General features: G+C 72.6%; 17 protein-coding genes and 1 pseudogene. 10 read left to right on the plus strand and 8 right to left on the minus strand.

Translation table 11 applies throughout. From position 1 onward, the window contains the following. Positions 1 to 31: 31 nt before the first annotated feature. Both ACWERV_RS23900 and ACWERV_RS23905 read left to right on the plus strand, forming a co-directional pair. Positions 32 to 688 carry a TetR/AcrR family transcriptional regulator gene (locus tag ACWERV_RS23900; RefSeq protein WP_452936380.1) on the plus strand — a complete coding sequence of 219 codons (657 nt, stop codon included), beginning with the start codon at positions 32 to 34 and terminating at the stop codon, positions 686 to 688. Further along, entirely contained in the window at positions 685 to 1398 is a 714-nt protein-coding gene (locus ACWERV_RS23905) for a VC0807 family protein (protein WP_452936382.1), read from the plus strand. Before ACWERV_RS23900 ends, ACWERV_RS23905 begins: the two co-directional genes overlap by 4 nt. A 12-nt stretch (positions 1399 to 1410) precedes the next feature. On the opposite strand, the gene ACWERV_RS23910 is transcribed toward ACWERV_RS23905, so the two are convergent. Further along, the gene (locus ACWERV_RS23910) at positions 1411 to 1860 is read right to left on the minus strand and encodes a DUF2000 family protein (protein WP_452936384.1); all 450 of its coding nucleotides are present in this window, start codon (positions 1858 to 1860) and stop codon (positions 1411 to 1413) included. 49 nt (positions 1861 to 1909) lie between these two features. Here ACWERV_RS23910 and ACWERV_RS23915 point away from each other — a divergent pair, with 49 nt between their 5' ends. After that, entirely contained in the window at positions 1910 to 2782 is an 873-nt protein-coding gene (locus ACWERV_RS23915) for a helix-turn-helix domain-containing protein (RefSeq protein WP_452936387.1), read from the plus strand. Here ACWERV_RS23915 and ACWERV_RS23920 read toward each other — a convergent pair. Beyond that, positions 2752 to 3579, minus strand: coding sequence for a glycoside hydrolase domain-containing protein (locus ACWERV_RS23920; protein WP_452936389.1), 828 nt, complete (start codon positions 3577 to 3579; stop codon positions 2752 to 2754). The two genes, ACWERV_RS23915 and ACWERV_RS23920, sit on opposite strands and share 31 nt — an antisense overlap. 276 nt (positions 3580 to 3855) lie before the next feature. Between ACWERV_RS23920 and ACWERV_RS23925 the strand changes: the two genes are divergently transcribed. Genes ACWERV_RS23925 through ACWERV_RS23940 form a run of 4 tightly spaced genes read left to right on the plus strand, consistent with a single transcriptional unit; the run spans position 3856 to position 9044 of the window. Further along, complete coding sequence (locus ACWERV_RS23925; protein WP_452936392.1) at positions 3856 to 5163, plus strand: helix-turn-helix domain-containing protein; 1308 nt, start codon at positions 3856 to 3858, stop codon at positions 5161 to 5163. Beyond that, a complete protein-coding gene (locus ACWERV_RS23930) occupies positions 5156 to 5935 on the plus strand; it encodes a TIR domain-containing protein (protein ID WP_452936395.1) in 780 nt (259 codons plus the stop codon). The genes ACWERV_RS23925 and ACWERV_RS23930 overlap by 8 nt, the downstream gene beginning before the upstream one ends. Then, on the plus strand, positions 5932 to 7944 hold the full coding sequence (locus ACWERV_RS23935) for a hypothetical protein (RefSeq protein ID WP_452936397.1): 2013 nt from the start codon (positions 5932 to 5934) through the stop codon (positions 7942 to 7944). Before ACWERV_RS23930 ends, ACWERV_RS23935 begins: the two co-directional genes overlap by 4 nt. Continuing rightward, complete coding sequence (locus ACWERV_RS23940; RefSeq protein ID WP_452936400.1) at positions 7941 to 9044, plus strand: hypothetical protein; 1104 nt, start codon at positions 7941 to 7943, stop codon at positions 9042 to 9044. Before ACWERV_RS23935 ends, ACWERV_RS23940 begins: the two co-directional genes overlap by 4 nt. A 23-nt stretch (positions 9045 to 9067) precedes the next feature. Here the strand turns inward: ACWERV_RS23940 and ACWERV_RS23945 are convergent, their stop codons facing one another. Both ACWERV_RS23945 and ACWERV_RS23950 read right to left on the minus strand, forming a co-directional pair. Continuing rightward, positions 9068 to 9388, minus strand: a complete 321-nt coding sequence (locus ACWERV_RS23945) for a hypothetical protein (protein WP_452936423.1) — start codon at positions 9386 to 9388, stop codon at positions 9068 to 9070. 55 nt (positions 9389 to 9443) lie between these two features. After that, positions 9444 to 10316, minus strand: a pseudogene (locus tag ACWERV_RS23950) (MFS transporter); the annotation flags it as partial. Positions 10317 to 10419: 103 nt separating this feature from the next. Here ACWERV_RS23950 and ACWERV_RS23955 point away from each other — a divergent pair. Next, a complete protein-coding gene (locus ACWERV_RS23955) occupies positions 10420 to 11052 on the plus strand; it encodes a helix-turn-helix domain-containing protein (protein ID WP_452936403.1) in 633 nt (210 codons plus the stop codon). Between the two features lie 63 nt (positions 11053 to 11115). On the opposite strand, the gene ACWERV_RS23960 is transcribed toward ACWERV_RS23955, so the two are convergent. After that, on the minus strand, positions 11116 to 11949 hold the full coding sequence (locus ACWERV_RS23960; RefSeq protein ID WP_452936406.1) for a pectate lyase: 834 nt from the start codon (positions 11947 to 11949) through the stop codon (positions 11116 to 11118). A gap of 396 nt (positions 11950 to 12345) precedes the next feature. Here ACWERV_RS23960 and ACWERV_RS23965 point away from each other — a divergent pair, with 396 nt between their 5' ends. After that, positions 12346 to 13437 (plus strand): pectinesterase family protein, encoded by a 1092-nt coding sequence (locus tag ACWERV_RS23965; RefSeq protein ID WP_452936408.1) that lies wholly within the window; start codon positions 12346 to 12348, stop codon positions 13435 to 13437. 39 nt (positions 13438 to 13476) lie between these two features. Here ACWERV_RS23965 and ACWERV_RS23970 read toward each other — a convergent pair whose 3' ends face one another. Continuing rightward, positions 13477 to 15096, minus strand: a complete 1620-nt coding sequence (locus ACWERV_RS23970) for an ADP-ribosyltransferase domain-containing protein (protein ID WP_398189952.1) — start codon at positions 15094 to 15096, stop codon at positions 13477 to 13479. A 317-nt stretch (positions 15097 to 15413) separates the two neighbouring features. On the opposite strand from ACWERV_RS23970, the gene ACWERV_RS23975 reads away from it, so the two are divergent. Beyond that, positions 15414 to 16091, plus strand: coding sequence for a macro domain-containing protein (locus ACWERV_RS23975; protein ID WP_398189955.1), 678 nt, complete (start codon positions 15414 to 15416; stop codon positions 16089 to 16091). A gap of 87 nt (positions 16092 to 16178) precedes the next feature. Here the strand turns inward: ACWERV_RS23975 and ACWERV_RS23980 are convergent, their stop codons facing one another. Both ACWERV_RS23980 and ACWERV_RS23985 read right to left on the minus strand, forming a co-directional pair. Further along, positions 16179 to 18914, minus strand: coding sequence for a glycoside hydrolase family 97 catalytic domain-containing protein (locus ACWERV_RS23980; protein ID WP_452936411.1), 2736 nt, complete (start codon positions 18912 to 18914; stop codon positions 16179 to 16181). A 28-nt stretch (positions 18915 to 18942) separates the two neighbouring features. Then, on the minus strand, positions 18943 to 21231 hold a 2289-nt coding region (locus ACWERV_RS23985), incomplete at its 5' end, for an NPCBM/NEW2 domain-containing protein (RefSeq protein ID WP_452936414.1).

The following is a 21231-nucleotide window of genomic DNA, read 5'->3' on the forward strand; positions in this document are numbered from 1 at the left end:
CGGGTGAGCAAACGCGCGTACCGTCTTGCTCATGCAAGCAAAAGACAGCACGGGCAAGCAAACATCCGGCCGGGGGGCGGGACGCAAGGCCAAGCCGTCGTTCACCGAGACCGGCCGACGCGCCCAGATCGTCGCCGCCGCCATCGACGTCATCGCCGAATCGGGCTACCACCGGGCCTCGTTCGCGAAGATCGCCGAGCGCGCCGGGCTCAGCAGCACGGGGATGATCAGCTACCACTTCGACGGGCGCGACGACCTGATGCGCGAGGTCGTCGCCGAGGTCATGCGCCTCGCGGACGGCTACGTCCGCCCCCGTGTCACCGCCCACGAGGGCTACGCGGCCCGGCTGCGCGCCTACGTCGAGAGCAACCTCGACCTCGTCGCCGACCACCCCCGCCCCATGGCCGCGATCACCGGCGTCCTCACCAATCTGCGCGGCGACGAGCCAGGCATGGCCGCCTTCCTCGGCGCGGCCGAGGCAGGTCTCGCGGCGCAGGCGGAACAGCTCAGGAACGGCCAGCGGGCTGGGGAGTTCTGCGACTTCGACCCGTGGGTGACGGTGCGGGCGATCCGCGCCGCCATCGACGACATCGTGCGGCGCGCCGCCCACGACCCCGGCCTCGACGTACGGGCCGCGGGCCGCGAACTCGCCGACCTCTTCGACCGCGCCACCAGGAGGACGTCATGACCGCAGCGGACACGGAAGCACACATGGGCACGGCGCACCGCACACCGCCGCAGGGCACGGAGGACGCCACCGCGCGGCCCGCGCGCGACAGGACCGCGGCACTGCGCCGCCGGCTCGCCGCGCAGCTCCTCCTCGAACTCGTCCTGCCGCTCGGCGCGTACTACGGGCTGCGCGGCGCGGGCGCCGGGCAGTACCTCGCGATGGCCGTCGGCGGCCTGCTCCTCCTGCCGTGGATCGGCTACGGGATCGTGCGGCACCGCCGGATCGAGGCCGTGGCGGTGTTCACCCTCACCCTGGTCGTGGCCGGCACCCTGCTGACCCTGGTGACCGGCAGCCCGCGCGTGCTGATGGTCCGGGACAGCTGGCTCACCGCGACCCTCGGCCTCTGGGTGCTCGCCACGCTCCTGTTCCGGCGGCCGTTCATGATGACCGCCTCCCGCGGCATCGTCGTCGCCAAGACCGGCGAGGCCGGGTTCGCCGCGTGGGAGGCCCGGTGGGACGCCGAGCCCGTCTTCCGCCACCAGCTGCGGCTGCTCACCGCGGTGTGGGGCGCCGGGTTCCTGCTGGACTCGGCGCTGCGCATCGTCCTGGCCTACACGATCCCGGTGGACGCCTTCCCGCTGGTCAGCACCGTGCTGTGGCTCGCGCTGCTCGGGGCGATGATCGGCTTCCACAACTGGTACATCACCCGCAACGGGCTCAAGCTCTGACCCCCCGGGACGTCAGGGGTGCATGCGGGCGCCCTTGAGGATCTTGTCCACCGCGTTGCGGGGGCCGTGCACCGCCAGCCCGACCAGGTCGAGCTGTTCGCGGCGCACCGCCCGCACCGCCGCCCGGTTGTCCCGGTCGTTGCCCGTCGTGAACAGGTCCGACGTGAAGACGGCCACCGGCAGGCCGCGGGACAGCGCCCGGCCGTGAGCGGCGGTCAGCGTCTCCTTGCCGCCCTCGAAGACCAGCACCGGCTGGCGGAACATCGGCAGGTAGGAGGTGCCGTCGGCGTCCTCGTACGGCTCCCCGACCACCTCCGGCGCGACGCTGCCCAGCCCGCTGACCAGGAAGGCGGTCACATTGAGCCGCTGCCAGGACCGGAGGTCGTCGCGCAGCAGGACGGCGATCTTGGTGTCGAAGCGTACGGGCGGCAGGCCGGCCCCGGTGTCGTTCACGGTTTCCATGCCCCCAGCCTCGCGGTCCGCCGCGACGCCGGTCTTGTACGTTCTTTGCATGGCACAGGCGCACGAGACCTCCGCGTGGCGCCCGCCGGTGGCGGGAGTCGTGGAGGTCCTGCACGCCCGCTTCACCGACCACGCCTACCCGATGCACGTGCACGACGCCTGGACGCTGCTGATCGTCGACGACGGCGCCGTCCGCTACGACCTGGACCGCAGCGAGCACGGCACCCCCGTCGGCACGGTCAGCCTGCTGCCGCCGCTGGTCCCGCACAACGGCTCGCCCGCCACGCCGCACGGCTTCCGCAAACGCGTCCTCTACCTCGACATGACGCAGCTCGACGAGCGCTTCGTCGGCCCGGCCGTCGACACCCCGGACCTCGCCGACCCGCTGCTGCGCACCCGCATCGGACAGCTGCACCAGGCACTCGCCCGCCCCGGCGACGAACTGGAGGCCGAGAGCCGCCTCGCCCTCGTCGGCGAGCGGCTGCGTACCCACCTGCGCCCCCGGCTCGTGCCCGCGGGCCGCCCGGACACCGGCGTCGCCCACCGGCTGCGCGACCTCCTCGACGCGCACCTGCGCGACGGTGTCACCCTGGACGAGGCAGCCCGGCGCCTGCACGCCCACCCCACGCACCTGGTGCGCGCCTTCAGCGCCGCCTTCGGCATCGCCCCGCACCAGTACGTGACGTCCCGCCGGATCGACCTCTCCCGCCGGATGCTGCTGGACGGCCTGCCGCCCGCCGAGGTGGCGACCGCCGTCGGCTTCTACGACCAGGCCCACTTCGGCCGCCACTTCACCCGCGTGCTGGGCACCGCCCCCGGCCGCTACGCCGCACGCGTGCGGGCCGCCGGCGGGAATCCCCGCCGACGGCCCGCCGCACCGCCCGTCCGCTCTCAGACGATGGCCACCGGGCCGTCCCAGTAGTCGCGGTCCACGGTCAGCGTGTAACCCTTGCGGGTCTCCTTGCTGTTGGCCTGGTACTGGTGCGCCCGGCTGTGACCGGTGTAGAGCTTCGCGTTCCAGGGCCAGTCCGTCGTGGTCGTCGCCCTGGCGTCCCACAGCGCGTACCACAGGTTGCCCGGCAGGTCCGTCCGGTCCGCCGCCGTGGCGACGGCCTTGGCGCTGGACGTCGAGAAGCCGTAGTAACCGGCGCGGTAGATCTTGCCGCGCAGCGTCTTGCTGAACGACCGCACGTACGCCAGCACGGCGTTGTTGCACGACGTGTTGGTGACGTCGTACGACTCCATGTCCAGGTAGATCGCCGACCCGGCCTTCATCCCCAGCGCCGCCGCCTTCGCGACCGCGTCCTTGCCGTCGCTCGCCCCGAGCGACGTCGCGGTGGCGGCCGTGAGCTTCTCCGACTTCGTCCCCGTCTGGCACGGCGGCTGGGCCCCGACGTAGATCGGGATGATCTTCCAGCCCGACGAGTTGGCCGCCTTCACCCACGAAGCGGTCAGATTGGGCTGCGCGCACCCCCGGTTCCGCCCGCCCACATAGACGGCCGCGCCGCCGTAGTAGCCGTCCGCCTTCCACGCCTTCATCGCCGCCTGCGACGGCGCGGTGCACGTGTCGAACGCGCGCCCGGTGAAGGTCTTCTGCGCGGGCCACGTGGTCGCCGCCATCGACGACTGCGCCATGACCACACCCCCCGCCGCGACGACGGCCGCGGCCGTCCCCCACGCGATGTACCGCCCCTTTTTCGACAACCGGTGCCTTGGCAAGCCCACCCTCGTTCTCCGGCGACCTCCCGGCCGCCCCACGATTCCACCCGGCCACGCCGGGACGAGCTGATCGTAGAGCCACCACGGACCCCGTCCGCACAGGGGTGCGAGTGGGCACCACCGCAGTCCGGAAGGGCCGTCTCGACAGCCCGGTGGCGCTCGGGTCTCCTTCGAAGAGGAAACGGGAAACACCGGGGTTCGGGTTGTCCGCGCCGGTCCGCCCGCCGCACCCTGCTGTGCGGCGGCCGGTTGCCGGGCGGGCGGAGGGGAGGGGCAGTGCACAGGCAACCGGAGGAGTTCGGCCGCGAGTTGCGGCGGCTGCGGATGGCCGCGGGCCTCACGCTCGCGGATCTGGCCACCGCCGTTCATTACAGCAAGGGGCAGCTCAGCAAGGTCGAACGGGGACAGAAACCCCCGAGCCGCGCGCTTGCCCGGCTCTGCGACACGGCCCTGGATGCCGGGGGCGCGCTGCTCGCCCTGCTGCCCGAGCCGCACCCGGTGCGGCTCGCCGCGAACCGATACGACGACGAGGTGGAGGTGTGGGAGATGCGGCTGTCCGCACAGGGCCCCGGCTGGTTCCAGCCCGCCAGCCGCCGCGAGGTGATGGGCGCCGGGCTGGCATCCGCCGTCGGAGTGAGTCTCGGCGGGTCGGGGGCACCGACCGGCGCGGAGACCGAAGCGCTGCTGCGCGCCTCCCGGACGCTCTTCGACGACTACCGCAGGCTCGGCCAGTCGGTCGGGCCCGCGCTGTTGCTCCCGACACTCATCGCCCAGACGCACACCCTCAGGGAGCTGGCCGGGCACGCCAGGGGGCAGGCGCGGACCGGCCTGCTGCGGCTCGGCTCCCGCTACGCGGAATACATCGGCTGGCTCGTCCAGGAGACCGGCAACGACGAGGCGTCGCTGTGGTGGACGCAGCGGGCGGTCGCCATGGCCGCGGCCGGCGGCGACCACGACCTCGCCGCGTACGCACTGGTCCGCCGCGCGCTGGTGACGCTCTACCGGGGTGACGCCGGGCAGACGGTGAGCCTCGCCCAACTGGCGCGGAGCGGCGGACTGCCCCCGCGCATCCGCGGCCTGGCGGCGCAGCGGGAGGCCCAGGGGCACGCGCTGGCCGGAGACGAGCTGAACAGTATGCGCTGCCTGGAGGAGGCCCGCGATCTGCTCGGACGCGATGCGCCGAGCCCGGACGGCCCGGTGCTGGGCAGTATGCACCTCCCCGATCCCGTCGCGATGATCCGCGGCTGGTGCCTCTTCGACCTCGGCAGGCCCGCTCAGGCGGCGCAGGCCATCGACGAGCAGTTGCGGCTCCTGCCCCCGCACGCCCTCCGCACCCGGGTGCGCTTCGCCGCCCGCCGGGCCCTGGCGTACGCCGAGGCAGGCGACATCGACCACGCCTGCGAGCTCGCGCGGGAACTCCTGCGCACCGCCCCGGCGGTGAACTCCGCCACCGTCGCCGCCGACATCCGGGCCCTGGCCCGTGTGCTCGCCCGGCACCCGCGCAACGCGTCCGTGAAGGACCTGACACCCGATCTCACGACCTTTCTTCCCCCGAGCACATACCGAGGAGACGACCGTGCCTGACGTATTCATCAACTACCGCACCGGAGACGGTGAGAAGTCCGCAGCCGTGATCGAACGCGAGCTCTCGCACCGGTTCGGCAGTGAGCGGATCTTCCGCGCGTCCAAGTCCATCCGGGTCGGCTCCCGTTATCCGCAGGAATTACTCGGCAATCTGCGGCGCAGCGGGGTGGTCCTCGCCGTCATCGGCGAGTCGTGGTCCACGTCCGAGAAGTTGCACGACGCGTCGGACTGGGTCCGGCGCGAAATTCTCGAAGCCCTCGCCTGCGGAATCCCGGTCGTGCCGGTGCTCGACGGTCGCGGTACGGAGCGCCTGCGTGCCGCCGACCTGCCCGAGGAGCTTCGCGAGGTCGCCGAGGTCCAGTCCCTGCGCCTCGACCTGCAGAACGCCGACGCGGACCTGCGGCGTATCGGCGACGAACTGCGTGACCTCGTCCCGTCGCTCGAACAGGCCGAGGCCGCCGTGTCCGGGGCCGAACGCCCGGCACCGGCGGACGGGGGTGTGCAGAACTCGACAGGCACGGTCAACGGGACCGCGATCCAGGGCCGCGACATCACCGGCGACGCCGGAACCGTCGTCAAGGGCAACCACGGTCCCGTGCACACGGGTTCGGGCGACATCAACGAGAGGCACTACCAGGGGGACCACCACGAGTCCCATTACCAGGGAAACCACAACGAGTTCTCCGGGAACGGCAGCTTCGTCGCGGGTGAACACCACGGGGGAACGTACAACGACTTCGGCGGGACGGACGACCGCAAGGACAAACGGTGACCGAGTATTCCCGTACCCGGGTGGAGGATGTGCGCGGCAACGTCCACACGGGCGATGGCGATCAGCACAACAACCAGCACGTGCACCTCTACGGGTTGAGCGCCGTCCGCGCGTACGTCCGCGATGCGAAGGGCCGAAGCCCGCGCCTGGTCGCGGACGATGAACTGGTGCGGCTCCGGCGCCAGTTCGTGTACCCCGCCCTGTTCGCCGACGCACGGGCGGTGCTGGAGCGGGAGAGCATGGTCCTGGTCGCCGGGGAGCCGGGCAGCGGGCGATCGTCCGCCGCCCGGATGCTCCTGCACGAAGTCCGCGCCGGAGCCGGACGGTTCTACGAGCTGATGACCGGGACGGACGAGGACGAACGCCCCATGAACCTCGACGCCACCGCGGTAGGCGAACGGGACCGGCTCCTTCTTGACCTCTCCGACGCCGATCAGGACGAATGGCACCGCGTCGCGAGTCAACTGGCGGCCTACCGGCAGGTGGTCAGGGAGTGCTCGGCGCGCCTGGTCGTGGTACCCCCGGCCACGGGAGTCGCGCCCGTCCGGCCCGAACTCCGCCGGTACCAGGTCCTGATCGGGGCACCGCCCGCGGACCGGGTACTGATCAAGCACCTGCGTCTGTCGGGTATTCCGGTGGACGGGCCGGACAGTCTTCCCGGCAAACTCACCAGGCTCCTGAGCCGGCACTCGTCGCCCGGCGAGATCGCCGAACTGGCCGACCTGGTCTTCCGGGCGAAGGGTGCGGAACCGCGGAAGGTTTTTGGCGACTGGTGCGACGTTGCTTTCAAGGCATTCACCGCCAGGGACGTGGACCTCGAAAAGCGGATGAGCAGCCTCCAGGAGGGGCCGCCGAGGGCGCTCCTGCTGACGGTGGCAATGCTGCACGGCGCCCACGGCGACGTGATCCACCGCGGCACGGGGGCGCTGCTGGCGGCGGTCGGATATCCGCGCGACGACACACCGTTCCTCGACGGCGCCGACCTGGCGCAGCGGCTCAAACAGGTCCGGGCCGGGACCACCGCCGACGGCAGGGTGCACTTCGACGCGCTGGGGTACGACACCGCCGTCCGGGAGCGCTTCTGGAGGTACTTCCCGGAGGTGCGCCGCCCCCTGGGGGCGTGGCTCGGCGAGATGCTCGACGCACCCGAACTGACCCTGGACGACCGCGACGCGCTCGTACGGCGGTTTGCCGCGCAGTGCCTGAGCACCGGCTCCCTGCACAGGTTCGAGGACCGGGTCACCGAGTGGACGTCGGGCACGAACCCCCGGCGGCTGCGTGCCGCGGCGCAGGCGCTCGAACACGGCCTGCACGACCTCCGGTACGGCGGATTCTTCCGCCGGCGCATCTACGAGTGGTCGAAGGCCAGACCGAGCCCCGGCCTGACCGCCGTGCTCGTCGGGGTCTGCGCCGAGGTGATGGCCGTGCGGCGCCCGGACCAGGCCGTCGTGCGACTCCACCAGCTGGCCAGACGCCAGCGCGACGGGCGCAGTGCACACGAGGCGCTGGTGCAGCTCGCCGAGCAGACCCCGCGGCTCCGCCGCATGCTGCTGGCCCGGCTGGGCGCGCCGCCGGGCGACCGGGCGTGGTCCGCGGACGCGGCGCTCTTCCTCGACCTGGCGACGCCCGCCGCGCTGACCGGCGGAGAGCATCCGCCGATCGGCGAACCGGTCGTCCGCGGGCATCTGGCGGGCGGCTGGGCCGCGGCTTTCGCCGCCTGCCCGCCGCAGGAGTGGGGTGCGTACGCGACCAGATGGCTCGCGGCGGCGGGGGACGACGAGCACGCCGGGGACCTCCTTCTGGACGTCCTGGTCGACGGCTGCGGGACCCGCGCCGACCACCTGGGCCGCCTCTACACAGTCGCCCGCGCATGGTCGCGCGCCGACGCGTCAGAGCGTTCACGAGCCGATGTCGCGGCGCGGCTGCGACGCCGGATCGACGTGGTCCAGGGCTACTCCGCCACCATGCCGCCGCGGCGGCCCCCGAGGACGAGGGAGACGACACCATGACACCCGGCCGGAAAACCGTGGCGGCATTTCTCACCGTGATCTGCGGGCTGGTCCTCGCCGCCGTCGACCTGTACGGCGGATGGCCCGCCTGGACATGGCTCCCCGTCGCGGCCCTCGTCGTGGTGGCCCCCTGGCTCCTCACCGCGCTCACGGGGAGGCGGACGAACCCGGTGCCCCCGGAGCTGGTGCCGCACCTCCCTGTGGCCCCGGTCGAACGGCGGGACCAGCGCGTCACGCAGGTGGTGCTGCCCAGCCTCTGGGAGGACTACGACTTCCTTTTCACGGCGACCGTCCGGTGGTGCCCCAGCGGACGTGCCGCCGGGGAGCCGGTCATCAACCCCGCCGGACTGGCGATCGACGCGATCCTCGCGAGGGCGCGTTCCGTGACCGAGAAGCGCGAGCCGAACAGGGCCTCCCTCGTTCAGCACGAGCTGAACGGCGTGCTCGGCAGAATGCGGCCCGACGACACCGGCTACCTCCAGGTGATGGCCGACGGGGTGGTGCTGACCCTGCCGGAGGCCGATCAGAAACGGCTCACGAAGCTCGCCGCCGTACGCAAGGACGAGGCGGTCTGGGAGCACGAGCGCAAGTACGAGCAGAGCAAGCGCGACTACCTCGGCGAGGACGTCCTCAAGGACACGGGCAGCGCGGTGGTCTGGTGGCTGTCCAGGAACGACGACCAGGTGGAGAAGACGGTCGGCGACATCGGCCTGCTCACCCAACTGGCGTCCGCGGCGCGGAACGAGGACGTGCCGCCCCGCTACCGGCACCTGGTGCCCGAGCTGTCCGGCCACTCCGGTACCGATGCCGGTGACTGGAACGGTGGAGACGACGAGGAAGCGCAGGACGGCAGCGCGGCGGACCTCTTCGCCGACTTCCTCGAAGCGCAGGGCATCGGTGAGGACGACCCCCGGCGCGAACTCCTCGTGGACCGGATGGCCGAGGCCCTCGACACCGGCGGGGATCCGGAGGCGGCGGAGGAACTGCGGCGGCGCTTCGACGCCACCGAGCCGGAGAAGGACGACGACGCACCGGAGGACGGCGAGGCCGCCGCGGGGGAGTGGGAGTCACCGCGCCCGGAGGGAGCGGCGGCGGAGTAGCCGACCGGCACCCGCCCGGGAGGTCATCGCGGCCAGCGGGACGACATGACGTGCCGGCTGCGCAGTCCCGCGGCCGTGACGGCGGCCTGGGCGGCTGCGATCAGGGCCAGGGCGCCGGTCACGCCGAGCAGTTGGAGGGCGAGACCGGCGGTGAGGGAGCCGAGGGGGGCGCCGGTGCCGATGAGGGTCATCGTCGCCGCCATCGTGCGGCCGCGCCGGTGGTCCGGGGTGCGCCGGAAGACCAGGATGTCGACGAGGACCCGCAGCGCGGGCAGCCCGAGTCCGGCCAGCGCCAGCATCGCGAAGACCCACACCGGGCCGAACGGCAGCGCCAGCAGGCCCACCCGCCGTGGTCAGGGCGGAGGCCGTCAGCAGCACCGCACCCGGGCCGAGCCGGCGGTCGAGCCGGGGCACGAGGGCCGCGCCCGCGAGCATGCCGACGGCGGTGCCGGTGAGGGCCAGGCCGATCGCGCCGGGGGAGTGGTGCTGGTGCCGCAGGGCCACCACGACCACCAGGACGGCCGCGGTCACGCTGAAGTAGAAGCAGCAGATGACGGCGAGGGCCGCGCGCAGCAGGCGGTCGGCGACGAGTTCGCGCAGCCCGGCGAGCGCTTCGGCGGCCGGCCGGGGTGCCGGGCCCCGCACGGCCGGGGCCTTCGCCGCCGGGGCGCGTACCGCCAGGGCGCAGCAGAAGGAGACCGCGAAGCCGAGGGCCGCGGCCGCGAAGGGGAGGGCGCGTGAGGCCAGGGAGAGCGCGCCGCCCAGTGGCGGTCCGGCCAGGGCGGCGGCCCCGCCGCGCGCCTCGTCCCGGCTGAGCGCGGCGGTGAGCTGGTGGTCCGGCACCACCGCGCGGAGCAGCAGCATGCGGGCGGGTGCGCCGAACGCCGTCGAAGCACCCAGGACGACCGCGGCGCCCAGGAGCAGGCCGACGTCGGCCACGCCCGCGGCCAGGCAGCCGGCGACGAGGACGAGGGCCATTACCCGTACCGCTTCGGCGACCAGCAGGACGCGCCGCCGGTCGAGCCGGTCGACCGCGACACCGGCGGGCAGCCCGGCCAGGATCGCGGTGCCGACCTCGGCGAAGCCGAACAGGCCCGCCAGCGCCGGGGATCCGGTCAGGCCGAGGACCAGCAGCGGAGCGGCGACCTCGACGGTCTCCTGGCCGAGGTTGGCGGCGGCGGCCCCGAGCCACAGCGCCTGGAAGCGGCGGTTGCGCCGCAGCGGCACCGCGGCGGGTATCCGCCCTTCACGTTCCGCAAGGCATTCACTCATGCGTGAATGATAGGGACCACGTGAACGCTTGACTAGTGTTGAATGAAGCGGGCACGCCGGACCCGGCACCGGCGCGCGGACGACGGGAAGGAACCGGACGACGATGGCCGAGGAAGCGGAGGGCGGCGCGCGGACCGTCCGGGAAGTCGCCGACGTGGAGACGCTCAAGGCGCTGTCCGACCCGCTGCGGCTGGCGATCCTGCGCGCGATGACGACCGACGTGCACGCCGCCTACCGGGTCAAGGACCTCGCGGGCATGCTGGACCAGCCGGTCACCCGGCTCTACCGGCACATCAAGGTGCTGGAGGCGGCCGGACTGATCCGGGTGGCGCGGACCCGGCTGGTCTCCGGCATCCAGGAGAGCCAGTACCAGGTCGCGCAATTCGCCCTGCGGCTGGGCCGCGAGCTGCTGGCCGCGCCCGGCAGCGCGGGCGAGGTCGCCGACGCCTTCGCGGTCGCGCTGGACGGCGTCCGCGACCGGCTCGTCCGGGACGTCACCACCGGCCGCTTCCGGCGCGACCCCGCCCCCGACGGCTCGCCCGATCCGCTCGCTCCGGTGGTCGTCGCCCTCGACACCCGTCTGTCCCCCGACCGCGCCGCGGACTTCCGCGCCCGGCTGGCCGCGCTGGTCGAGGAGTTCAACGGCCCGGAGGGCGAGGACGGGGAGGCGGTCCCGGTGGAGTTCCTGCTGGCGTTCTGGGTGCCCCGCGACCCCGCGCCGCCCGCCGCGGGCTGACCCTGCTCGTACGGCCGTCCGCCGCGGGGCTGCGTGCCCGCGGCGGACGGCCGGGCGGGGGACCTACCGGTAGGTGATGTCCGACGCCTTGTAGTTGCAGTAGTGGCCGTCGGCGTCGGAGCCGTTCTTCGGCGGCTCGGCCCCGGTGTTGTTGCCGATGTACTTCTGGCAGGGGACGATCTTGTGGCTGCTGTCCCCGACGATCGTGATGTTGCGCAGGGAGACGGTGTCGCCGTAGTTGGTGTTGATGCCGGCGAGGGCGCTGCCCTTGTACGTGGCCTCGATGCCGTTCAGCTCGATGGTCCGCTGGTACTGCGTCGAGCAGTTGCCGCACGAGCGTACGAGCTTGCCGAAGTCCTGCACGGCGAAGTTGCTGACGACGAGCTTGCCCGCGCCGTTGAACTGCAGGACCTTGTCGGAGGCGTGCATCGCGCCGCCGCCGGTGACGGTGTAGACGTTGGAGGACGAGGAGCCGCGGAAGGTGGCGGCGTCCTCGCCGACGTCCTCCCACCACACGTTCTGCAGGGTGCAACTGCCCTCGCAGTGCACACCGTCGGCCGCGGGCGAGCCGATGATGACGTTCTTCAGGGTCGCCCCGGGGGCCAGGTCGAAGATCGGGCCCTGGTCCTCGGACTGGCCGCTCGTGCCGAGGTCGCCGGTGCCGTAGTAGCGGGCGTAGCCGTAGTCCTTGGTGCCGGAGACCGAGATGGTGGAGCTCGTGCCGTGGTTGCTGGTGGGCGTGGGCCAGGTCGCCGCCGAGGCCGACGGCGGAAAGGCCCCGGTGGCCACCACGGCGGTGCCGATCGCGGTGACCGAGCCGAGGACGGCGGCGAACCGGCGGCGCCGAAGGCGCGGGCGCCGGTGGGGCGGTCGGGGTAACGCGGTGCGTGGGGGCATGGTGCTCTTCCTTTGTGGGGGGATGAACCTCATGATCGGCAAGCGCTTGCTGTCCAAGTGGGGTCACACTCCGTCGAAGCGCTGCGGTGCCAAGCACCGTAGGACACCTCCGGCGGGCAGGCAACACCTCGCGCAAGGATCGGCTCGTGCGTGGATCCCGACGCGGCAAGCCGTCAGGACGGCGGATCCGGTGCGGTGGAGGCGCGCGAGCGGGCCGGCGGCGACCGGTGGTGAAGCGCATCGACAACGGGGGTGGCGGGGTGTCAGGAGCGCGGTGGGAAGCGACAGTAAACGCTTACTGTCTGCCCGACGGGTTGTGCGTGGACATGGATTCTGTTCATACTGCGGAACGCCCGGACGAGGCAGGCCCGTTCGTAAGCCCCCGAGGAGTGGCCCGTGACGCTCACCCGCCGATCCCTGCTCGCCGCCGGAACAACGGCCGCCGCCCTCGGATTCGCGGGCACCCGCGCGCCCGCGGCCCGCGCCCGCGACGGGCGGCACACCCGCGGTGTGCTGCGGGTCTCCCCGGACGGGCGGGGCGACTTCAGGACCGTCCAGGCCGCGGTGGACGCCGTGCCCGGCGCGGGCGCCGTCGTCGTGCTCGGCCCCGGCACCTACCGTGAGACGGTCCTGGTCACCGCCGCCGCGGCCGGGCTGACGCTGGTCGGCGCGACGGGCGACCCGCGCGACACCGTCATCGTCCACGACATCGCCAACGGCACGCCCAGACCGGGCGGCGGCACGTACGGCACCTCGGGGTCGGCCACCGTGACCGTCCAGGCCGCGGACTTCACCGCCCGCGGCATCACCTTCGCCAACGACTGGCTGCGCGCCGACCACCCCGGCGTCACCGGCACCCAGGCCGTCGCGCTCAAGGTGCAGGGCGACCGCTCGGCCTTCCACCGCTGCCGCTTCCTCGGCCACCAGGACACGCTGTACGCCGACACCCTCGCGCAGGACGTCCTCGCCCGGCAGTACTTCCGGGACTGCTACGCCGAGGGCGACGTGGACTTCGTCTTCGGCCGGGCCACCGCCGTCTACGACCGCTGCCACTTCCGCACCCTGGACCGCGCGGACCTGGCCGCCCCGCCGTACGGCTTCGTCTTCGCGCCCAGCACCACGGCCGCCGACCCGCACGGCTTCCTCGCCACGCGCTGCCGGATCAGCAGCGGCGCCCCGGACGGCGCGTACAAGCTCGCCCGGCCGTGGGTGCCGAGTTCCGACACCACCGCGGTGCCAATGCTGACGGTGCGCGACAGCGTGCTCGGCGCGGGCCTCGACGCGGCCCGGCCGTACGCCGACATGTCGGCCGCCTTCCCGTGGCAGAGCATGCGCTTCGCTGAGTACGCCAACCGTGGGCCGGGCGCGGCCGTCACCGACCCGGCGGAGCGGCCGCAGCTCACCGCGGCGCAGGCTGCGGCCGCGACCCGCGAGGCGTACCTCGCGGGCGACGACGGCTGGGCGCCGTGGCGGGCCGCGGGGCGCTGAGGGGCGCTTGCGGCGGCCCGGACACGGAGGCGGGAGGGGTCAGGACACCAGGGGCTGGTCCTCCAGTTCGGTCAGGGTCACCGTGCACAGCCCGCCGCGCTCGGCCCGGACGTCCGTCACCTTCAGCTGGGTGCCCGGCAGCAGGATGAACTCCTCCTCGCCGGTGAAGGCCGAGAAGTTCTGGATGCCCGTCGCACGCAGCGGGTTGACGGTGAACAGGGTGCGCTTGCCGCGGCTGCCGAGGAAGGCGCGGGCCACCCCCACGTTCGGCGTGCAGGACGAGACGCCCCACCAGGTGATCGTCCGGCCGAGCGGATACTGCGCCCGCAGGTCGAGCGGCACGCCCCGCCACAGCGGTTCGGTCCGGGCCGGGAGCCCGGAGACCGCCGAGAACAGCAGCCGTAGGTAGGGCAGGTACGGAACGACCCGGGCGCGGTCGGGCGACCGCAGCACGGCGTTGATCTCGCGGTAGAACGCGGACTCGCACGTGTACAGGTACAGCGCGGCGATGGCCTCCGGCGAAAGGACGCCGGACAACTCGTCCGCCCGCCGCTTGCCGAACTCGTGCGAACGGCTCACGTGCCCGTCCAGACCGGGCAGCAGCTCGACGACCGGGCCGACCGCGTCCCGGAAGTCCATCAGCGGCGTGTCCAGGACACCGGTGACGGCGGGGAGGACGAGGCCCTCGTCCTTCACGCTCGCGAGGCGTTCCAGGTAGAGCTGGTGCAGCTCCATGGTGGACGTGATGAACGCGCCCATCCGCTCCGCCACGTCGCCCTGCGCGCCGCCCGCTTCGGCCGCCGCGGCGTTCCACCCCGTGCTGGGCAGCCAGTCGACCGGGTCGGCGCCGAGCGAGGCGAGGGCGTCGTTGACGACGGCGAAGTGCTCGCCGTCGCAGAAGATGTCGCCCTGCGCCGCCGGGTTGCAGTGGTCGATGTGCCGCACCTCGACACCGGGATACTTCTTCTGCAGCCGCACCACGACCTGCTTGAGACTGCGCGCGTGCGCGCCCCACCAGGCGAAGACCACCCCGCGGTCCTCCTCGGGGGCGTCCTGCTTGGCCTTCAGGATCTCCTCGACGATCCGCTCGGCGACCGGCCGCCAGAAAGCGGTGTGCCGGTCCGGTCCCGAGGAGCCGTCGCTGTGCGCCGTCAGCGCGGCGTTCAGCAGCAGCACACCCTGGGTGAGCATCGCCTGGAACCACTCCGGCGGCTGGACGGTCTCCTGCTCCGCGAGCAGCTTGCGGATGTCCGCGATCGGGGTCTTCTTCGGTATCCCGTACTTCCACATCGCCGCCGCCTTGATGATGCAGCGGATGCTGACGACCCGTCCGAACTGGCTGTCCTTCCAGTCGTGGAAGGTGTTGTCGAACATCGCGATGCCGGTGGCGCTCTCCGGCCGCGGGTACGGATTCTGGCCGAAGACGACGACCTTCCACTTGTGCGGCGCGTGCGGCTTGAGCGCCTGGAAGGTCAGCTCGCGGACCGGGACGACCTCCGGGCGGCGCTGCGGGCCGATGAACTCCGCCGCGCCGGGCTGCGCCTCGATGACCGGTTTGAGCAGCGGCAGCCACGGCTCGCCGCCGCCCGCGAAGAGCTCGGTGAGAGCCAGCGGGTCGTCCGGGCCGGGCGTGGCGGGGGTGGTGGGGGCGTCGCTCATGGCGGAGTCTCCGGAATGTCGAGAGGTCGAACCGTCGCACTGATGAACCGATGTACTGAAGCGCCGTTGTACTGAAGTGCCGATGGACCGATGGAGCGGGGCCGTACGGTGTCCGGCCCGCGCGGCCGTCGTCCGGCCGGCTGCGGCACCTCTACTCATACCGGCAGGGTCTGACACCCGTTCACCCGGACCCGTCCGGCGGCCGTCCGGCGCATGACGGGCTGTCAGCGGGCGGACGCCCCGGGGCGGGGCGTTGTCAGTGGGTGGGGGTAGCGTCGTGATCGACAAGGGGAAAGATCTCGACCGTAGGGGGACCCATGACCGCGAACCGTGTGCAGCAGCCGCTCCGGGTGGTGCTGGCCGATGTGAACGCGACGGTGGTGGAGTCGTGGCGGGCGGCCTTCGCGGACACGCCCGAGATCGAGATCCGCAAGGCCTCGATCCTCGACCAGGACGTGGACGCGTGGGTCAGCCCCACGAACTCCCGGGGCCGCATGGACGGCGGGGTGGACGCGGTCGTCAAGCGCCATCTGGGAGCGGGGATCCAGCTGCGCGTGCAGCGCGCGATCCGCGACGAGGCGGGCGGCCGGCTGCCGGTGGGCAGCGCGGTGTGCGTGCCGTCCGGCGCGGTGCGCCCGAAGTACCTGATCTCCGCCCCGACGATGGAGGAGTCCGCGCAGAACGTGAGCGAGACGCTCAACGTCGCGCTCGCCTGCGCCGCCGCCTTCCAGGCCGTCCACCGGCAGAACAGCGTGGCACCCGGCAGCATCGGGTCCGTCGCGCTGGTCGGGATGGGGGCCCGGACGGGCCGCGTGCCCGCGCGGGTGTGCGCGAACCTGATGTGGACCGGCTACACCCTCTTCCAGGACTACTCGTTCGAGGACTACGACGACCTGCGCCGCACGGTCGTCGCGCAGCTCGACGACATCGAGAGCGTGCCGGAGACCCAGCGGGTGCGGATATCGCCGCCGCAGGCGCGGTCCGCCCGCCGCTGACGCCGGGTCCGCCCCGGAATGCCGCGGGCCGCCGTCCCGCCCACCTCGGGGGTGGTGGGAGGGCGGCCCGCGGGGGGACGCTGCCGGTCAGTCCGCGCAGGTGAGCTGCGCCGTGCCCCAGTCCGCGTGGTCGAAGGCGGTGCCGTCGCCGCCGTCCCCGGCCACCAGGGTCAGGGTGTGGACGCCCGTCGTGTCGGCGGTCAGGCCGACCGCGTCCTGTCCGCCGCGCAGGACGTCCGTGGCGGCCAGCTGTCTGCCGTCACCGAGGACGGTGAAGGTCACGCTGCCCTTGCCGCCCGTCTCGTCGTCCACGCCGACCTGCGCCTCGAAGCGGGTGCAGCGGGCCTGGATGTCGATGTCCACCCGGGAGGGGGCGTTCACGCCCAGGCCCTTGGTGAAGACGGTGCCGCCGATGGTGAGCGGGTTGCCGTCCCCGGAGCCGGTCTCACCGTTGGACAGGTCGCGCTCGACCGGCCCCCAGCCGTTGGTCGCGGAGAGGAAGGGCTGGTCACTGGCGTAGGCCGTACCGTGCAGCGGGATGCTGACGTGCACGATCTGCTCGACGTGCACCGGCGGGGCCTGCCTGCCGGCGGGGTTGGCGTACTCGGCCCACACGGGGACGTCCACTGCGCCGCCCGGCTGGTCCTTGCCGAGCGTCACCTGCCAGCTGCCGTCGAGTGCCTGGCCGGCGTACAGGCTGCCGCGCGTGACGTCGTGTCCGGAGACCGTCCAGCCCTGCGGGAGCCGGGCGCGGTCCAGCGTCAGGCGCACCTGGCGCAGTCCCGCCTGCGGTGAGGTGAAGCTCGCGTCGATCCGCACGCTGCTCCCGGCCTCGGCGGTCGCCGCCGACGGGTCGAGCGTCAGCGTGGTGGCGGGCGCGGTGACGACCGGCTCGTCGCAGTCGGTACGGCCCCGGGTGGCCGGGCAGGCGAGCGCGGCGAAACCGCCGTCGGCGGCCGCGTCCACGGTGAGGGTGTCGCGGGCGGTCACCGTCCGCACTGTGCGCTGCAACTGCCCGTCCTTGTCGCCGACGGTCTCCAGCAGCCAGCTTCCCTTGCCCAGGAAGCCCAGCGGCGCCTTCATGGTGTCCGCCTGTCCGGCCAGGATGCCGCCGACGAACCAGCGGTCGTCGCTGCGCCGGGCGATGACGACCTGCCGGTCACCGGCCGCCTGCACATCGGGCGAGCCGGAGACCAGCCGGGTCTCGTCCCAGGCGGTGGGCAGCTGTTCGAGGTACTTCTCGGCCACCGGCTGGGCGGCGAAGCCCTCGGGCTTGTCGCCCAGGCTCGTCCAGCCCGACTCGAAGACCACCGGGAGCGCCAGCTCGCGCGCCAGGGTGTCCTTCCGGCCGGGACGGGAGAACCAGGTCGGGGTGTAGTCCATCGAGCCGACGACGTTGCGGGTGAAGGCCAGGAAGATGTCGCGGGTGGTGTTCTGCCCGTTCTCCTCGCCGCGCACCGCCTCGACGCTCATCACCTGCGGCCAGGTGCGCTGCAGCCCGCGCGGGATCGTCGCCCCGTGGAAGTCGATCATGAGCTTCAGCCGGGCGGTGTCGCGCAGGATGTCGTCGTACCACTGGAAGGTCGACTGCGCGTCGGAGTACATGTAGTCGACCTTGACGCCCGCGACGCCCCAGGCCTTGACCTTCGGCAGCCAGGCGTCGCGCTGTGCCTGCGTGCGCAGCGCGTTCCAGTCGAACCACAGCAGCACGTCCACGCCCTTGGCCCGCGCGTAGCGGACGAGTTCGGGGACCCAGCTCTCCTGCCAGCCCGCGTCCACGAGGGTGTACTCCAGGCCGTGCGCGGCCGCGTAGTCGACGAAGTCCTTCTGCCGCTGGAAGTCCGCGGGGCTGGAGCCGTCGCTCAGCCAGGACCAGTCGTCCACGCCGGGGCGGATCCAGGAGGTGTCGGCGATCCGCGACGGCGGCGCGAGGTCGTCCACCAGCGTGGAGCCGATCAGTGTGTCCAGGCTGCCGACGATCGCGGTGCGCCACGGGGTCGCGAGCGGCCCGGCCGCGGTGACCGGCTCGCCGTCGGCCAGTGCCACCCGGTAGGCGCCGCTCCCGGCCTGGTGGTCGAGGTGGCTGCCGGAGTACCGGCCGTCCACGTCGGCCTCGGTGAGCAGCACGTAGCTGCCGCCCGTCTGGAACAGGGTCGGGTAGCCGAAGGAGCATGTGTCGCCGTCGCAGGTCGCGGGCTGCGCGGTGTTGGCGGCGCCCGCGGTGGTCTGCGTCCGCTCCGTCTCGTAGCTGGGGTTGTACGGCTGGACCCAGGCCTTGGCGTCCACCGGGAGCTCGAAGGTCGAGGCCTCCTGGGTGACCGTCACCTGGCCCTTGCCGCCGACCAGGTAGCGGTAGGCGACACCGTCGTCGGAGACGCGGACCACCACGCCCAGCTCCGCGCCGCCGGCGCCGCGGAAGGTGAGGGTCGACTCGCGCATGGTGGCCGAGCGCACCGCCTGCTTCCCGGCCGTCATGCGGTAGGACTCGTGCACGGTGCGGTCGTGCCGGTCCACCAGGCGCAGCCCGGTGGTGAGGTCGTGGGTGTCGGTGCGGATCCCGAGGCGGCCGGGGAGGAGCACGGGTGCGCCGTTCCGCTCGACGGCGAGGGTCGGTTCGCCCGTGCCGTCGACGGTCACCTGGGCGGTCAGGCCGGAGTGGGCGGGGCCGGTGATCGTGGTGGTGCGGGTGTTCTGCTGTCCGGCGCCTGCCGGGGCCGCGGCCACCGCCACCAGCCCGCTGCCGGTCAGGGCGGCGAGGGCCAGGGCGGTCACGGCTCTGCGGGTTCTGCTGTGGCTGAAGTGCCTGCTGTGCCTGAAGTGCATCAGTGTCCCATCGAACGTCGGATACGCGTCAGTTGCAGGTGAGCGTGGGCATGGCCCAGTCACCGTGGTCGTAGGCGTTGCCGTCGCCGGCGTCGCCGACGACGAGGTCGAGCATCTGCACGCCGGTGACGTCGGCGGTGATCTTCCGGGCCGGGTCGTCGCCCCGGACGGTCGGGCTCGCGGCCAGCGTCTTTCCGTCGCCCAGAACGCTGAAGGTCATGGAGCCGTTGCCGCCCGCGTCGGCGTCGTTGCCGACGGTGGACTCGAACGACGTGCAGTTGCCGCCGAGGTAGATCGAGACGTCGCTGACCGCGTTGGTGCCGAGACCCTTGGGGTAGACGGTGCCGGCGATGGTGAGCGGGCCGCCGTCACCGGAGTTGGTGCCGCCGACCGACAGGTCGCGCTCGACCGGGCCCCAGCCGTTGGTGGCGGAGACGAAGTCCAGGTCGCTGACGGCGTTCACGCCCGAGGGCGGCGGCGGGTTGGTGACGCTCACCTCGGTGTCCTGGCGCAGCCACTGGGCGACGCCCGACTGCGCGAAGGTCGCGGTGGCCGACAGGGTGGCCCTGGACGCCTTGTCGGTGGGGGCGGTCAGCTGCCAGACCGCCGAGAGGCTCTGGCCCGGCCGGACCTCGCCGAAGACCTGCGGCTGGGCGTCGTAGTCGAAACCGGGCGCGGCCAGCGTGAGGTTGACGCCCTCGGCCGGTTTGCCGTGCTTCGGGACGGAGACGGTGGTGGTGACGGTCACGGTCTTGCCGCGCTGCACGGACGCGCTGGACGGGGTCACCGTGAGCGCGGCCGAAGGGGACTGCGCGCGCAGATTCGTGAAGGCAACGTTGTCGAACTGGTCGGTGACGTACGAGGTGAGGCCGAGACCGCCCTGGCCTGCGGCGTAGGTGCTGTCGTGGACGGTGCCGATGTCGTGGCCGTCGACGGAGGCGGTGATGGTGGAGCCGCTGAAGGACAGGCCCAGCCGGTGCCATGTGCCGGTGCCGAGCGGGGCCGTCGCCGAGCGGCTCAGGACCGTGCGGTGGCCGTCGGCGTCGCTGCGCAGGAGCGTCCACGCGCCGGTGTCGCTGATCTGGAAGTAGTAGCCCTGCTGGTGCGACTGCGGCCGGTTCTGGGTGCCCGCCCGCCCGATCAGCTCGACCGTGCCGGGCTTCGCCAGCTCCACGTCGGAGGTGAAGGAGTAGTCGGTCCAGGTCGGGTCGCCGACCAGGGTGAAGGCGTCGGAGTCGTCCTGCCACTCGATGGGCTTGGTGGCCGCCATCTGCTGGAGGCACATCCCGTGCCGCCCGGCGGCGCACTTCTGCACCTCGAAGGAGCCCTGCATGTCGGACAGGTAGCGCGCCTCGGTGCCGGCCTTGTCACGGTCGAAGCTGTCGGAGTACGGCAGCGCCAGCGGGTGCGCGGCGGGGGAGGTGGCGGTGCCCTTGCCCTGGCCGGTCGTGGTGGTGACGGTGTAGATCCAGCCGGGCTTCAGCGTCAGCGCGTAGGAGCCGCCGGACGGGGTGACGTCCTGGGCGTGGACGAAGTCGGTCGCGGGGGAGGGGCTGTTGACGTCGGTGGCCCACACGTGGACCGTGCCGCCGGACAGGCCTCCCTTGACGGAGAGGTTCACCGTCTGGTCCTCGGTCGCGGTGGTGGTCTCCAGGACGGTGGACCAGTCCTTGCCGTTGGGGGACTTGAGGGTGATGTAGCTGCCGTTGGTCTCGGCGCCGCCGAGGTAGCCGGAGGCGGAGTCGACGAACTGCCAGCCGGGCTGGGCGAACTGGGTGACCTGGGCGGTGGCCCAGGTGTTCTCGCCGATCGAGTAGCTGCCCGACCAGGGGGAGTTCGCGGTGGCCAGGCCCACGGTGTTGTAGGGCAGGTTCTGGTAGACGGAGGCGATGAGCGGCCAGTTGAAGAAGTTCACCATCTTCGCGTCGGTGTAGCCGCGGGTGATGGCCCGGATGAGCGCGGGCGCGCCGGTGTTCATGTCCTGCGAGCCGTTCTCGCTGTCCCACAGCGGCTTGCCGCTGTTGCGGGCCGCGGCGGTGCTGGAGCAGGTGTGGGCGTTGCCGCCGTCACCGCCCTCGCAGGAGTAGTGGGTGCCGATGACGGACACGGCGTCGTTGAACGCCTTGTCCTTGGCCATGTCGTCCGCGACGCTCCAGCCGCTGTCGTCGGCGACGAGCTGGACACCGGAGTAACCGGCCTTGTCCAGGGCCGCTCGCAGCTCCACGTACCAGTTGGCGTCGTGGCCGCGTTCGTTCCAGCCGCCGAGGTAGGTGATGGGCAGTCCGTGCTGTTTGGCGCAGTCGAGCCAGGAGATCAG

It is taken from the genome of Streptomyces sp. NPDC004031 (assembly GCF_053604375.1).